Origin of the sequence: Kibdelosporangium aridum (genome assembly GCF_900176515.1) — a bacterium.
GTDB classification, from domain to species: Bacteria; Actinomycetota; Actinomycetes; order Mycobacteriales; family Pseudonocardiaceae; genus Kibdelosporangium; species Kibdelosporangium aridum.
Genome location: NZ_FWXV01000001.1, coordinates 2,159,922 through 2,174,214, shown reverse-complemented (window position 1 = coordinate 2,174,214; position 14,293 = coordinate 2,159,922). Strand labels below are relative to the sequence as shown.

The window sequence follows — 14,293 nt, the reverse complement described above, 5'->3', positions numbered from 1 at the left end:
GAGTGGCTGCCGGGTACGTTAAATCCGCTCACTGCCGATGTCAACGCCCTTCCAAAACAGGCTCACGTTACGCATTTCAGCTTTCTGCAGCGATGTATCCAGAGCGATGCCCTAAAGGGCAGGCAGATCTGCAATTGGACCGAATCGCATAGTTGGCTGCGTTGACACGGTGTTCGCAGCCATGTCACGCTGGCCCGGCGACTGGGGAGATCGGTCGACCGTGTCTGGGAACGTGCTCTTATTTGAAGATCCATTTCGCACGCCCAGCAGCGGTCCCGGGAAAGCAAAGGGCGGAATGTTGCGAGTACACGAATCAACCATTCACCAGACTCCGGCCGCGCGCTGCCCGGTGCACCTCGGCGGGGACGATCTGGTCGACCCGAACCTGTACAGCGACGGCAACGCCTACGAGGTGTGGCGGCGGCTCCGGGCCGTGGAAGGCTTGAGCTGGCAACAGGTGGACGCCGAGCGCGGCTTCTACTCGGCCGTGCGGTTCGCCGACGCCGACTACGTGCTCAGCAATCACGCCCTGTTCACGTCCGAACGCGGCACGTTGCTCGATCTGCTCGGAACGGACGACCCAGCGGGGGGTACACAACTCGCGGTCACCGACCCGCCACGGCACACCGAGATGCAGACCAGGCTGAAGAAGGCCCTGGCGATCAAAGCCGTTGACCGGCAACGGGAAATGATCCGCGGCAAGGTGCTCCGGCTGATCGAGCCGATCGGCGACGGCGGCGTGTTCGACTTCGGCAACGCCATGCTGGACATGCCGATGGCCGTCACGGGCACCATGATGGGCCTGCCGGAGTCCGACTGGGACTGGCTGACCAGGATCAACACCACGTGCATCGCGCCGGACGACCCCGAGTACCTCGGCGCGGCCGGGCGCGGCCTGACACTGGCCTTCGCACACCACGAACTGTTCGGCTACTTCCAGGAACTGGTCCGCCACCGGCGCGAACACCTCGGCGACGACCTGATCAGCGTTCTGATCACGACCCAGTTCGAGGGCAGGCATATGTCGCTCGGCGAGATCGTGTCGAACTGCTACAGCCTGCTGCTCGGCGCCAACGTGACCACTCCGCACTCACCCAACTTCGTGATGGCCGAGTTCACCGAGACCGACATCCTGCGCGACTGGGCCGCGCACCCGCAGGTCACCGTGACCGCGGTGGAAGAGGCCCTGCGCTGGGCCTCGCCGGTGAACCACTTCCTGCGCTACGCCACCCAGGACGTCGAACTCAGCGGTACCCGGATCAAAGCGGGTGACGCTGTCGTGGTCTGGCTCGGCGCGGCCAACCGTGACGACAACGAGTTCGCCGACGCGTCCACGTTCAACATCCGCCGCAGACCCAACAAACACTTGGCTTTCGGCGCCGGACCGCACTACTGCGTCGGCCACAGTGTCGCGCGCGTGACCTTGCGCATCCTCTTCGAGGAACTGCTCAGCCGGTACGAGGACTTCCAATTGGCCGGCCAGCCGGAGCGGCTGGTGTCCAATTTCGTCTCCGGTTACAAGCACGTGCCGATCACGGCCCGGCGCCGCAAGTGAAGTGGTTGCGCCAGTACGGAACCAGCAACGCGGGCCGGATCCGGCTGCTGTGCTTCCATTACGCGGGCGGCACGGCGTCGATGTTCCGGACGTGGCACACGCTGTTGCCTGACGTGATCGAACCAGTCGCGATCCAGCTGCCGGGCCGTGACGACCGGCACGCCGAACCGCCGTACGAGTCGATGTCCGAACTGGTGCCGGACCTGATCGACGCGCTGACTCCAATACTGGACAAACCCTTTGCCTGCTACGGATTCAGCATGGGCGCGCGTGTAGCGTTAGCACTGTCCTACGAGCTACGGTCGCGCGGACTACCGCTTCCTGTGAAGCTTTTCGTCGCCAGTAGTGCCGCACCGGCACTGCGGTTGCCGGTCCGAGGCTGGGACGAAAGCGACGAAGGCCTTGCCGCGTACATGAAGGAACTGGGCGGGACGTCCGCGGTCGTGTTCGACCACCCGGACCTGCTTGAGTTGTTCCTGCCGACGGTTCGCGCGGACCTGAAGGTCGTCGGTACGTGCCCGGTGCCCGAAAGGGAACCGTTGACTGTGCCCGTTCGGGCATTCGCCGGCAACGACGACAGGGAAGCATCCCCTGCCCGAATGTTGCCGTGGGGACAGGAAACCAGCGCGGAGTTCGACCTGAACATCCTGCCCGGCGCGCACTTCTTCACCGATGCGGGCACCGCCCAGATGCTCGGCGCCGTCACCAAAGACCTCGTGGGTGTTTCGGCCGGTTAGAACCGGCCAAAACACCCACGAGGGGTGCTAGTAGGTGGAGTCGAGCTTGGCGCGCTGCTCCTCGGTCAGCTCAAGGTCAACAGCGGCAATGCTTTCCTCGATCTGCTTGACCGACGAGGCGCCGACGAGCGGGATGATCGGGAGCTCACCGCCGATCATCCACGCCAGCACAACTTGGTTGACTGTGGCGCCGGTCTCGTTCGCAACTTCCTGCAAAGCGGCCCGTCGCAACGGGTTCCCGGCGTGATCCCAATCAGGGCCCAGGTCCCGGTCAGCGTGGACGTACGCACCGCCAAGCAGCGGTGAATACGCCACCAACGTCAACTCAGGCGTCTCACGCAGATACGCCAGCAGATCGCCGCTCACATAGCCCTGGTTCCCGTACGGCGAACGACGTCCAGGCCTGTCGGTCCGGGCTCGCAGGTAACTGTGCTGGTATTGCAGGACTTCGTAACCCGGCAAACCAGCGGCCGCGGCGAGCGCGCGGGCCCGCTCCACCCGCCAGGACCAGTGGTTGCTCACGCCCAGCAAGCCGGCTGTCCCGTCGGCGACCAACTCGGCGAAAGCCTCGACGGTTTCCTGCAACGGCGTGGCGGCGTCCTCCACGTGGGCGTACAGCAGCCCGATCCGGTCGAGCCCCAACGTTTCCCGGCTACGCTCGGCGGACTCGCGAATCGCCTTGGCGGACAAGCCTTCGATGTTCTCCGGCTTGGCCGTCGCGGCGAAGTCCAAGCCCGCCGCGATCGGGCGGCCACCGAGCTTGGTGGCGACGAGTACGTCGTCGCTGACCTGACGGCTGGCCCGCCACCTGCCCAGAACTGCTTCGCTTTCCCCGCCCTGGCTGCTGTTGACCCAGAACGCGTAGTTGTTGGACGTGTCGATGAACGTGCCCCCGGCATCGACGTACCGGTCGAGGATCGCGAACGCGGTCTCCTCGTCTGTGCCCGTACCGAAGTGCATCGCGCCCAATGCGAGCACACTGACTTCGCGGCGAGTCTTGGGATCCTGACCGATCGTGCGGTACTTCATGCGGCGAGCCTACCGGCTGGCCACCCAGTCCACTATGGACTTGGCCAAGTTCCCCGATGGACGAACAGGCTTGGTTTCGGGCAAAACGGCGTTCACCGGCCCGGCCAATTGGTCGTCGACGAGCGCGCGCAGGTAGAAGTCGCAGAGGTGGTCGCGCCCAAGGCTCGACGGCCGCACCCACACCATGCGTATCCCAGCGGTGTCGTCCCTGAAACGTGACGTGGTCACGAAAACACGCACCCCGCTACGGGCCGCGAGCCGCGCGAGTTCGACGGCCGAACCGGCCAGGTCCACCACGCCATCGACGCCGTCCAGCGGATCATCGGGCTTCAACCGGACAACACGATGCCCACCCGTGGACAACAACGCAGTGAACGCAGTGCCGACAGCACTCTCGTAACCAGTCACCGCCACGGTCAGAGGCGACGTGCTGTAAGCCGCGTGCACAGCCAAATCGGCGGCCAGTTGCTGGTGCCGGTATTCGAACATGGGCCGTAGCAAGAACTTGGGCACCGGAGTCTCGACCCGGTCGGTCATCCGCGTCCGGGACGGCCCCTCTGCCGCGAACTCGTGCCGATGACGCCAGTACGTCACCCGGGACAGCGGCCCTTCGAGATGATCGACGAACACGTCCGGCGGGCGGTAACCGGCGGCCTGGTGCCGGGCGATCCAGCGCAGACCGCCGGGCAGTCCCAGGATCGCCGTGCCGTCCCGCAGCGAGCCGGACTCCTGCACGACGCGGACCGGCTGCCACGGCGGACTGAGCCGGACCAGTGCGCCCGGCCGGGCGTGCCAGTCGAACACCTGCTGCAACGGAGCGTCCACGACGCTCGAGTACACGATTCCCATCGCGATCAAGTATCCGCCGTTGACGGCAAACTTGCCGACGCGGAGGTGTCGCCCGGATCGGTAGGTTCCCCCCATGGTGGCGGGTGCACTGAACGCGGAACCCACGGATGTCCCGGTTTTCGGCCATTACCGGATCCAAGGCCTGCTCGGGCGAGGCGGCATGGGTGTGGTCCACCGCGCGTACGACACCGTGAACGACCGGGTGATCGCGCTCAAGCGGCTCCCCGGTTCGGTCACCGACCGGGACTACCGGGCCCGGTTCAAGCGCGAGGCCCGGCTGGCCGCCGCACTGACGCACCCGAACGTCATCCCGGTCAACGACTTCGGCGAGATCGACGGTGACCTGTTCATCGACATGATGCTGATCGAAGGCACCGACCTGCGCCGGGCGCTGGGCGCGGGCACGGTCGACCCCGACCGCGCGATGAAGATCCTCGGCCAGGTGGCGTCCGCACTGGACGCCGCGCACGCCGAAGGCCTGATCCACCGGGACGTGAAGCCGTCCAACATCCTTCTCGGCGAGAACGACCACGCCTACCTGGCCGACTTCGGCATCGCCCGGGAGACGTCGCCCGAGGCGACCGCGCTGACCAGGTCCGGCGACCTGATCGGCACGTGGGACTACATGGCCCCGGAACGGTTGTCGGCAGGCCACGTCGACGGCCGTTCCGACCAGTACTCCCTGGCCTGCGTGTTGTTCGAATGCCTGACCGGCCGCCTGGCCCATCCCGCGTCCGACCCGGCCGCCAAGATCGCGGCGCACCTGCTGCAGCCGCCACCCGCGCCTTCGGTGTTCGACCCGGCCATCACCAGGGAACTCGACGCCGTGGTCATGCGTGGTATGGCCAAAGATCCCGCTCGCCGGTTCGCCACCACCACCGAGCTGGTCACCGCGGCGAAGGCGGCCGCGTACGCCGGAGCCACCGAGAAAGCCGCACCCGCCACCGAAGACCAGGCGAAACTCGTCAAAGCCATCCTCCGATCGTCGGCCCCACGCCACAAACCGACCAAACCGATCACCGCGACCGCGCCCTATCCGGGTCTGGTCGGGTTCGACGAACAGGACGCCGATCTGTTCCACGGCCGCGCGCACGTCGTCACGGATCTGTTGGTACGAATGGCAGAACAGCTCGACGGCGGCGAGCCCGTCGTGCTGGTGGGCGCTTCCGGCGCGGGCAAGTCGTCGGTGCTGCACGCTGGTCTGCTGCCGACGCTGACCGAGTGGCCGCATGTCGTGATCACGCCAGGACCGGACCCGATCGGGGTGTTGGCGGCCGCGATCGCGCCGCACGCCGCCGGGGAGCCTGCCGAACTGGCCGCCCGGATCAGGCACCAGCCGCAGGAATTCGGGTCGCTGTGCGGCAAACGCATGGTGATCGTGATCGACCAGTTCGAAGAGGTGTTCACGCACGGCGTCCCGGACGAGGACCGCCGCGCGTTCGCCACGGCTCTGGCCAATGCCCGCCCGGCGCTGGTTCTGATGGCGGTGCGGGCCGACCTTGTCGACCGGTGCATCGAACTGTCACCGCTGATCCCGGCGCTGGCCGCGCCGGTGTTGCTGGGCGCGATGGACGCGACGGAACTGCGGCAGGCGATCGTGCAGCCCGCACGGGACTTCGGCGTGGACATCGAACCTGGCCTGCCGGAACGGTTGATCGCCGATCTCGGGGTTCGTGGCGAGGCCGGGTACGACCCTGGCGCGCTGCCGAGAATGGCACACGCGCTGCGAGAAGCGTGGAACTTCCGCGAAGGCACGACGCTCACGCTCGCCGCGTACCGCCGGGCTGGCGGGATCGACGGCGCGGTGTCCCGTACCGCGGAGGACATCTACGCCCAGCTGGACCCGCCAGGGCGAGAGGTGCTCCGCTCGGTGTTGTTGCGTCTGGTCACAGTGTCCGACGACGGCGCGGTCGCCCGGCGGCGCGTCGATCCGCACGAGATCGGCGGGCACATCCTCGACGGCCTGATCGCGTCCCGCCTGGTCACGGTCGACGCCACGGGCGCCCGGCTGAGCCACGAAGCGCTGCTCACCGCATGGCCGCGATTACGTGACTGGATCGACGAAGACCGCGCGGGTCTCATCCAGCACCGGCGGTTCACCGACGCCGTCCGTGTCTGGGCGGACTCCGGGCAGCAGGAAGACGACCTTTATCGCGGCGCCCGGCTGGCGACCGTCAACGCATGGCTTGAGCAGGGACGAACCCAGCTGCAGCCCGCTGAGCAGGATTTCCTGGACCGCTCCAACGCAGCCGAGCACGCGGGTGTTATCGCGGCCCGCAAGCGGACCAGACGCCTGCGGACGATGGTCGCCGCGCTGAGCGTTCTGTTGCTCGTGGCGACGGGTGCGGTGGTCGTGGCGACACAGCTGCAACAAGCCGCGAGCAGCGAACGTGACCGCGCTGATTTGGGACGGCAGCTGAACCTGTCCCGCCAGCTCGCCGCCGAGTCCGAACTGGCCAGAGGCATCGACCACACCAGAACCGGTCTGCTGGCGCTGGGGTCGTGGCAAGCCGGGCAGACGATCGAAAGCCGCAGCGCTTTGCTTGGCGTGCAGACAGATCACTACCGTGGCCGGATGTCCGGCCACGACGGGCCGATCTCCGCGGTCGCGATCAGCGACGACGGCAAGATCGCCGCAAGCGGTGGCCGTGACGGCTCGCTGAGGTTGTGGGATGTGCCCAACCGCAAGCAGTTGGCTGTGTTGAACGACGATGACGGTTGGTATCGCTCGGTTTCCATGTCCAGAGACGGCCGGTTGCTGGTCGCGGCCAACGTCCTCAAGGGCTTGGTGACCCTGTGGAACGTGCCGGAGCGCAAGCAGCTCTTCGCGGTGCCGATCAAGGCGATCGATGGGCAGATCGCACCGGACGGGTCGTCCTTCGCCGCGTTCACAGAACAGGGCATGACCGTGTGGGACACGGCCAAGCTCACCGAAACCGCCAGGTTCGCCGCACCTGGTTCGCTGGTGACGTCCTACAGCCCGGACGGCAAGCTCATCGCGTCCACCAGTGAGAACAACGTCATCGTCCGCCAGGCGAACGATGGAGCGGTCGTCGCGACTCTCACCGGCCACACCGATGAGGTCAGCGCGATCGCCTTCAACCGCACGGGAACCGCGCTCGCGACGGTCGACCCCGATGGCCACATGCGACTATGGGACACAGCAAAGTGGACACAGGTGATGGACAAGCAGGCCAGCGAAGGCGGCCTGAGCGCGGTCACGTTCAACGCGGCCGGGACGGCAGTGCTCGCAGCGGGTTCCGGGACCGCGATCAACATCTGGGATGTCGCGTCCGGGACCGCGATGCTCGGACTCGGCACTGGTTCGGTCACGACGTTCTCGCTCGCGATGACCGGCGACGGCCACACATTCCTCAGTGCCGACTCGGTGGGCCAGATCACCGTGTGGGCGTTCCAGAAGGCTGTGTTCGGCCCGAGGGACACGCCACTGGTCGGGGTAGCGTCGCACGACAAGCTGCTCGCGACGATCGGTGCCGATGGGACAATCCGGTTGTGGGACAGTGCGACCGGTGACCAGATCCGGCAGTTCACCCACGGCAACAAAGCCACGGCAGTGACCTTCACCGCGGACGGGTCGCGCTTGATCTCGGTCGGACTCGACGGCGCCGTTGTCGCGTGGGATGTGGCCACGGGCAGTGAGAAAGCGAGGTTCTCCAGGCCTGGCACGGAATTCACCGAACTCGCGATCAGCCCGGACGGAAAAACCGTCGCCGTTGCCGGAAAGTCGTCGGCCGAGGCAGGCACTGACGTCGACCGGGACGAGGTCGTCTTCCTCGCCGCCGACAACCTGACGATGACCAGCCGCAGGCCGACCAGGCAGGAGCCACGCAACAAACCGATCCCCGCGGTGAACTACCCGACATCGGTCGTCTACAGCGACGACGGCCGTACGTTGGCGGTCACGTTGTCGGCGGGCAAGGTCGGGCTGCTCAACCTCGCCGATCCCGCTGGGCCGATGAAGATCCTCGAAGGCCACGACGGTATCGCGATGGACGCCGAGTTCACCCCGGACGGCCAGACTCTCGTCACCGGCGGCTCGGACCGGGTCGTGCGGCTGTGGCGGGTACAGGACGGCCAGGCGACGGGCACGATCAACGGGCACGACGCACCGATCCGCAAGATCCGGTTCACCCCTGACGGAAAGACCATGGTGACCGCCAGCCAGGACACCGTCCTGCGGCTGTGGGAATTCCCCAGCGGCCAGCCGCTCGCCCGGCTGGACCGGCACGACGACGCCCTCAACGACGCTACCTTCGACGCCACGGGCGCCCGGGTGATCAGTGCGTCCGCTGACGGCAGCGCGCGGATCTGGGATCTCAACACGGACAACGCTGTCCGGGATGTGTGCGCTCGGCTGGACCGCGCGGCGATGGCCGATCAGTGGGCGTCGCTCGGGCCGGATCGCGGTAGTGTGCCGTCGTGTCCGAACTGAGTGTCGTCGTTCGGGGAACCGGAATGGCTTCGGTCGTACTGAAGCCGGGGGAGTCGTTGCTGTTCGGACGGGCACCGCACTACGCGCTCAAACCCGGCGCCATCGCCTTGACCTTGCCTGGCTGCGCGCCACACATCTCCCGGTTGGTCGGTGAACTCGTCGTCGGCACGGCCACCGTCACGCTGAAATGGCTTGGCTCGGGCGAAGCGCAGCTGTCCGGCTTGTTCGACGCACCCGGCGGCGCGCGCCGGGTGATCATGACAAGGTCGATGTCCGCACTGCTGGACGACGGCGAGAACCAGCTGGTCATCCTGCTCGGCAGGCAGACCGCGCAAGGCTTCGCCGACCTGCTGATCAGCATCGACGTCACCCTTGCGGACGCGCCGTCCGACGTGCCCGGCAGCCCGACTGGCCAGGTCACCAGCGCTGGGCCAGGCCTGATCCGCGAGAGCCGCGACTGGTATGTGGCCCTCGCGTTGACCGAACCTTGGCTGGTCGGCAAAGACGACTACCCGAGGCCGCCGTCGAACCGCGAGATCTACGAACGGGTTCTCTACTGGCACGGCTACGCCTGGAATCTGCAACGGCCGCAACGGGTCGACGACGCCATCCGGGTCATCTCCGCGATCGCCTTCGGTGCGCGCGACGATCCGTACTCCGCGCCGCACGACGGCCGGTTGCAGAACGTCCGGTTCGCCGTGGCCCGTCGTGCGGCGGAAATGCGGTTGGTCACGGTGTCAGACTTGGCTGAAGTGGAGCGTGTCGCTCGGCAGCGGCCTGTCGTCTGACCAGCCATACGCCGAGGCCGCCTGCGATCAGTGTTACTGCGCCGAGGATGTACGCGAGAAGCGTCATGAGGTCATGACCGCTGCTCGGCGCACCTCCCTTGGCGATGGCCTTGTCCCGGAACTGCGCGGCGTGGACGTGGGTGGGGGAATCCGCGACCACAGCGGTGAAGTAGTCCACGGCCGAGTCATAGGCCCTGGCGTAATACCGTTCCAACCCTGTCCGGTAATTGCGGTCGTGGGTGCCGAGAGCGGGTTTGATGTCCCGCATCAGACCGTTGACCACATGGGCTTGGGCGACCCTGTCGTTGTGGCGGGCCAGACCGATCAGGCGGCCTTGCGCGTCGAGGGCGAGACCGTCTCGCATGGTGTGGATCGGCCCAGCTGCACCGACTTCGACGGAAGGCAGACCAGAGCGGGGGATCCACAGCACGGCGATGTCGCCGTCGGCCGGTGCGAGCAGATCGACCACGGTGGCGTTGTCGCGGTCGACCTTGACCACACGGCCTAGCGAACGGTCCGGCGCAGGCCCTTCAGCGACCGCGCGCTCGGCCAGCGTTTTGCGTGCCGCCGAGGGATCACCGATCCGGCCGACCTTGGCCAGGTCCTTGATCGCCGCGTCGAACAGCGCGCCACTGCCGCCGTCCACTCCACTGTGGATGCAACTGCTGGTGGTCACGACGTATCCGGCCGGGTTGATCACCGCCCCTGGGCAGCTGGCTTTGACCTCGTACCCCTTGGCGCCACCGAAAACCTCGCCGGTCTGCTTGTCGCGGACCCAGCCGTGCCAGGTCACGCTGACCGAGACGATCGCGGGCTCGGCGATGTCCACCGGGTCGACCGGCGACGGGGTGGGCAACGTCAGCAACGCCGTCGCGATCAGGACGCGGATCATCCGTACACCCCGGTTTCCTTGGTACGGACCCACACGGACCGGTAACCCGTGCCGGACGTACTGGTCTCGGTCAACCGGGTCGCGGTGCAGGTGAACTCGTCGACCTCCTTCCAGTTCGGGTCCGGTTGCAGCGGCTGGGTGTTGAGCAGGCCTCGGTGGTCGTAGTACCGGAAGGTCATCGAGGCGGTGACCGGTCCCTGATACGTGATGGCTTTGGCGTCCGCGCTCCACCGGAACTCGTACGTGCCGTCACTGACCATTCGCTGCTCACCGCCGCGGTAGCGGCCGGTCTGGGTGAAGCCTTCGCGCCGTTCCCCGCCTGTGCCGTCCGGCCGCAGGATCAGGAACCGGCCGCGTCCGGTGAACCCGAACGGTGGTTGGTCGGTGTAGAACTTGTACGTCGTGTACTCCTCGATGCTCCGCCACGTACCGATCAGGCACGCGGGCAGCCCGTCCGTCCGCGACGTCTCGGTTGTCGCGATTGCCGCCAGCGGGCTGACCGGCGGTGCGGCATCACTGGAACGCTCAGGGATGTCGGCGGAGATCACCACGGCGGTGAGCGTGGTCGCTGCGACGAACGCGCCTCCGGCGACGGCGAACAACACCACTGCAGTACGACTCAACGGCATTTCCCCTCGGGCTCGGGCTGTGCGCCAGGCTAAGGCGGGCAACCGGCGAGCCACGAGGGGAAAACTGCCGGAACTTTCCGGTTTGTCAGGTGCCCGCGGCGAAGTGGACGATGTTGCTGATCTGGCTCAGCTCGACGAGCGCAAGGTGCTGTGGGACCAGGCGATCACGATCCTGCACGAGATCGGCCCGCTGGCCACCGCGCAGGCCGTGCAGGACACGCCGGAGATCATCCTGCGGTCTACTTGACCGAGGCCCAGAACTGCGTGAGGACTTCGGCCGCCTTGTCCGGTGCCTCGTACGGCCAGAAGTGGTTGGCCTCGATCGACTGGAACCGCGCGCCGAGTGCGGTCGCCACTTCGCGAGCCTTGCCCTCCTCCGAGAACGGGTCGTTGATCGCGTGCAGCACGAGGCCAGGTGCCTCGGTCGGGGCCAGCGGACCCCAGTGGCTGTGCAGGTTCGGCGTGGCCGATCGGTACAGCGACAGGATCGACGCACCCATCGTCTCGTCGGTTCCCTGCGCCATTTCCCGAGCGTCCTCAACCGAGGGGCCGTAACTGGTGTACCGCTCGGCCAACGTCTCCGTGGGTGTGGCCAGCATCTGCTCGATCCCGGCTTCGCCTTTGCCCGGTGTCTGCCAAACCTGAGCCTGCGGGTGCCAGACGTAGCCGGGGTGCAGGATGTTGGCGACGTCGGCGACCCACGAGCGCAACCGGTGCGTCAAGGCGAGGCGGTACGTCAGACCGGCGCCCCAGTCATGGCCGACCAGATCCACCTCGTCGAACCGGTCGAGCTGGTCGGCCACCCAAGCGACGTACTCGTCCTTGGCCGACTCGAATCCTTCCGGCCGTGCGCAGCCGAATCCGGGCAACGACAGCGCGACGGACTCCATCCCGATCGCCGCCCGGAGCTTGCGCCAGATGGCTGCGGTCTCCGGCACTCCGTGCAGAAATACGATCACCACGTCAGGCTACCGGCAGTAGCTGATTCAGCACGTCATCCAAGGTCACCAGGCCTGCCAGTTCGCCGTCGGCCTCAACGAGCGCCAGGTGGTTACGGGTCTCGCGCATCGTGCTGAGCGCCGCGTAGATCGGCGTTGTCGCGCTCAACGTCAGGACCGGACGCATCAGTGAGGAGGCCGTCACCTCAGACGGCTGCAACAACGCGTCGCGAACATGCACAACGCCGACCGGCCGCCCCTCGGACATGACCACCAGCCGGAGATGCCCGGTTTCCCGTGCCGCCGCCTTGATCTGCGCGCACGTGGCATTGGGGGAGACGGACGCCAGGTCAGGCCGGACGACCTCGCGCAACGGCCGGGTGTTCAGCTCCAGTGCGGTCGCCAGCTGCTCGTGCCGCGAATCGTCCAGCGCGCCGGCCCGCGCCGAGTGGTCCAGGAGCTGACGCAAGTCGTCCGGACTGCGGCCCGGGCTGACCTCGTCCACCGGTTCGACACCGAACTTCCGCAGCACCCAGTTCGCCATGGTGTTGAGCGCCACCAGAAGCGGGCGCGTGAACCACATGAATGCCCGCATCGGCAGGGCAAGCAGTGTCGCGGAGAACTCCGGATGCGCGATCGCCCACGACTTCGGCGCCATTTCGCCGACGACCAGGTGCACGAACGTCACGACGAGCAGCGACAAGATGAACGCGATCACGTCCGCGGTGACCTCCGGCAGGCCCCAGCTGATCATCAGGGGCGTCATCATGTCGTGCACGGCTGGTTTCGCCGCTGCGCCAAGGACAAGGGTGCACAGCGTGATGCCCAGCTGGGAACCGGCCAGGAGCAGGGACAGCTCCCGTGAACTGCGCAACGCGGCCCGCGCCGACAGGCTCTTCTCAGCGGCTTCGGCCAGGCGGTATTGCCGCGCTGCCACCAAAGCGAACTCGACAGCGACGAAGAACGCGCTCAGCGCCACCATTCCGGCGGTGATGACCAACGCAAGCCCGGTGCTCACGTGATCACCCGCAGCAGAACTGTGTCCGGCACGTGCCGGGCGATGCTCCGGACCGTCACGGTGATCTTGTGCTCGCGCGGGAGCTCGATCGTGACCGTGTCGCCGGGTTTGGGCAGCCGTTGCATCTCGGTGATCACCAGACCCGCGATCGTCTCGTACTCGCCGTCCGGCAGATCGTGCCCGATCAGTCGTTCCACCTCGTCGATATGGGTTGTACCGGGCAGCAACCAGCCGTCCTCGGCCGCCGTGGCGATGCCTTCACCCACGGGATCGTGTTCGTCGGTGATCTCACCGACGAGCTCCTCGGCGATGTCCTCCATCGTGATCACGCCGGCCAAGCCGCCGTACTCGTCGACGACACAAGCGAACTGCTCGCCCGCTTCGCGCAACCGCGCCAGGACCACGGTCAACGGCAACGACGCGGGAACCATGACGCTCGGCCGGGTCGCTTCGCGGACAGCGATGTCTGTCCGGTCGTCCAGTTCGAGCACGTCCCGCAGGCAGATCATCCCGGTCACATCGTCCACATCGGAGCCGAGCACGGGCAGGCGGGAATACCCGGAAGCCATCAGTTCGATGGCGTGGCTGACCGGATCGTCAGCGTCGATCGTGGTGACCAACGGCCGCGGGATCATCGCGTGCTCGGCCGTCCGCTCGTGCAGATCGAGCGTGCGGTCGAGCAAAGTGGACAGTTCGGCCGGGAGGTCACCGCTGGCCCGGGACGCGGCCACGATGTGTTCGAGGTCGCGTGGCGTGGCCGCGTGTTCGACGTCGTGCACCGGCTTGATCCGCAGCACCTTGAGCAGCAGGTTCGACGCGTGGTCGAACAGCCGGATCAGCCAGCCGAAGACCTTGAGGTACACGCCGGTGGACAGCGCCAGCCTGCGGGCCACCGGTTCCGGCCGGGCGATGGCGAGGTTCTTGGGCACGAGCTCGCCGAACACCATCTGCACGCCGGTGGAGAACAGCAACGCCAGCACAGTGCCGATCGCGATGCCCACGGCCTGCGGGATTCCCACACCACCCAGGAGTTCGCCAAGGCCCGCGCCGATCATCGGCTCGGCGACGTAACCAACGAGCAGACCGGTCACGGTGATGCCCAGTTGCGCGCCGGACAGCATGAATGACGTGCGTTTGGTGATGCCCAGTGCACGGGTGGCGCCTGCGTCGCCAGCGGCTGCCCTGGCTTTCAGCCGCGAGCGGTCCACGGCCATGTAGCCGAATTCCTGTGCCACGAAATAACCGGTCAACGCGGTCAACGCGACCACAACGAGGATGCCGAGCAGGATGGTCATCGCACACGTTCCTGACTGGAACATGTGCGGCTGGTACTTCGGGAGGGGTCCATGATCCTCTCTCGAACGGGGGTAAGGGCCTCTCAGTGAACTCGAACGTACCTTATGGG

12 protein-coding genes are annotated in these 14,293 nt (G+C 66.8%); 5 read left to right on the top strand and 7 right to left on the bottom strand.

The window, feature by feature from the left end; translation table 11 throughout:
* Nucleotides 1-295: 295 nt before the first annotated feature.
* Together B9C43_RS09380 and B9C43_RS09375 are read left to right on the top strand one after the other, a co-directional pair.
* Nucleotides 296-1,555: a cytochrome P450 gene (locus B9C43_RS09380; protein WP_084425482.1), complete on the top strand. Its 1,260-nt coding sequence runs from the start codon at nucleotides 296-298 to the stop codon at nucleotides 1,553-1,555.
* Nucleotides 1,552-2,292: a thioesterase II family protein gene (locus B9C43_RS09375; RefSeq protein WP_235038510.1), complete on the top strand. Its 741-nt coding sequence runs from the start codon at nucleotides 1,552-1,554 to the stop codon at nucleotides 2,290-2,292. Before B9C43_RS09380 ends, B9C43_RS09375 begins: the two co-directional genes overlap by 4 nt.
* A gap of 27 nt (nucleotides 2,293-2,319) precedes the next feature.
* On the opposite strand, the gene B9C43_RS09370 is transcribed toward B9C43_RS09375, so the two are convergent.
* Nucleotides 2,320-3,321, bottom strand: a complete 1,002-nt coding sequence (locus tag B9C43_RS09370) for an aldo/keto reductase (RefSeq protein WP_084425481.1) — start codon at nucleotides 3,319-3,321, stop codon at nucleotides 2,320-2,322.
* A 9-nt stretch (nucleotides 3,322-3,330) separates the two neighbouring features.
* A complete protein-coding gene (locus tag B9C43_RS55465) occupies nucleotides 3,331-4,170 on the bottom strand; it encodes an SRPBCC family protein (RefSeq protein ID WP_235038509.1) in 840 nt (279 codons plus the stop codon).
* 73 nt (nucleotides 4,171-4,243) lie between these two features.
* Here B9C43_RS55465 and B9C43_RS09360 point away from each other — a divergent pair, with 73 nt between their 5' ends.
* On the top strand, nucleotides 4,244-8,623 hold the full coding sequence (locus tag B9C43_RS09360) for a WD40 repeat domain-containing serine/threonine protein kinase (RefSeq protein WP_084425479.1): 4,380 nt from the start codon (nucleotides 4,244-4,246) through the stop codon (nucleotides 8,621-8,623).
* Complete coding sequence (locus B9C43_RS09355; protein WP_235038508.1) at nucleotides 8,611-9,411, top strand: hypothetical protein; 801 nt, start codon at nucleotides 8,611-8,613, stop codon at nucleotides 9,409-9,411. Before B9C43_RS09360 ends, B9C43_RS09355 begins: the two co-directional genes overlap by 13 nt.
* Here the strand turns inward: B9C43_RS09355 and B9C43_RS09350 are convergent.
* Both B9C43_RS09350 and B9C43_RS09345 read right to left on the bottom strand, forming a co-directional pair.
* Nucleotides 9,353-10,303 (bottom strand): hypothetical protein, encoded by a 951-nt coding sequence (locus tag B9C43_RS09350; RefSeq protein ID WP_084425477.1) that lies wholly within the window; start codon nucleotides 10,301-10,303, stop codon nucleotides 9,353-9,355. The genes B9C43_RS09355 and B9C43_RS09350 overlap by 59 nt on opposite strands.
* Nucleotides 10,300-10,926, bottom strand: a complete 627-nt coding sequence (locus B9C43_RS09345) for a hypothetical protein (protein ID WP_143446197.1) — start codon at nucleotides 10,924-10,926, stop codon at nucleotides 10,300-10,302. Before B9C43_RS09345 ends, B9C43_RS09350 begins: the two co-directional genes overlap by 4 nt.
* A 109-nt stretch (nucleotides 10,927-11,035) precedes the next feature.
* On the opposite strand from B9C43_RS09345, the gene B9C43_RS56645 reads away from it, so the two are divergent.
* Nucleotides 11,036-11,179 carry a hypothetical protein gene (locus B9C43_RS56645; protein ID WP_160096428.1) on the top strand — a complete coding sequence of 48 codons (144 nt, stop codon included), beginning with the start codon at nucleotides 11,036-11,038 and terminating at the stop codon, nucleotides 11,177-11,179.
* Here the strand turns inward: B9C43_RS56645 and B9C43_RS09340 are convergent.
* From B9C43_RS09340 to B9C43_RS09330, 3 genes are read right to left on the bottom strand one after another with little or no spacing between them, the layout of a single operon-like run.
* Nucleotides 11,172-11,891, bottom strand: a complete 720-nt coding sequence (locus B9C43_RS09340; RefSeq protein ID WP_160096426.1) for an alpha/beta fold hydrolase — start codon at nucleotides 11,889-11,891, stop codon at nucleotides 11,172-11,174. The two genes, B9C43_RS56645 and B9C43_RS09340, sit on opposite strands and share 8 nt — an antisense overlap.
* A gap of 4 nt (nucleotides 11,892-11,895) precedes the next feature.
* Complete coding sequence (locus tag B9C43_RS09335) at nucleotides 11,896-12,888, bottom strand: hemolysin family protein (protein ID WP_235038507.1); 993 nt, start codon at nucleotides 12,886-12,888, stop codon at nucleotides 11,896-11,898.
* Nucleotides 12,885-14,183 carry a hemolysin family protein gene (locus tag B9C43_RS09330; RefSeq protein WP_143446196.1) on the bottom strand — a complete coding sequence of 433 codons (1,299 nt, stop codon included), beginning with the start codon at nucleotides 14,181-14,183 and terminating at the stop codon, nucleotides 12,885-12,887. The genes B9C43_RS09335 and B9C43_RS09330 overlap by 4 nt, the downstream gene beginning before the upstream one ends.
* Between the last annotated feature and the right edge of the window lie 110 nt (nucleotides 14,184-14,293).

Coding starts and splice junctions, on each gene's coding strand:
- B9C43_RS55465 (WP_235038509.1), bottom strand. CDS start 4,170: ATGGGAATCGTGTACTCGAGCGTCGTGGACGCTCCGTTGCAGCAGGTG.
- B9C43_RS09360 (WP_084425479.1), top strand. CDS start 4,244: ATGGTGGCGGGTGCACTGAACGCGGAACCCACGGATGTCCCGGTTTTC.
- B9C43_RS09350 (WP_084425477.1), bottom strand. CDS start 10,303: ATGATCCGCGTCCTGATCGCGACGGCGTTGCTGACGTTGCCCACCCCG.
- B9C43_RS09380 (WP_084425482.1), top strand. CDS start 296: ATGTTGCGAGTACACGAATCAACCATTCACCAGACTCCGGCCGCGCGC.
- B9C43_RS09370 (WP_084425481.1), bottom strand. CDS start 3,321: ATGAAGTACCGCACGATCGGTCAGGATCCCAAGACTCGCCGCGAAGTC.
- B9C43_RS09330 (WP_143446196.1), bottom strand. CDS start 14,183: ATGACCATCCTGCTCGGCATCCTCGTTGTGGTCGCGTTGACCGCGTTG.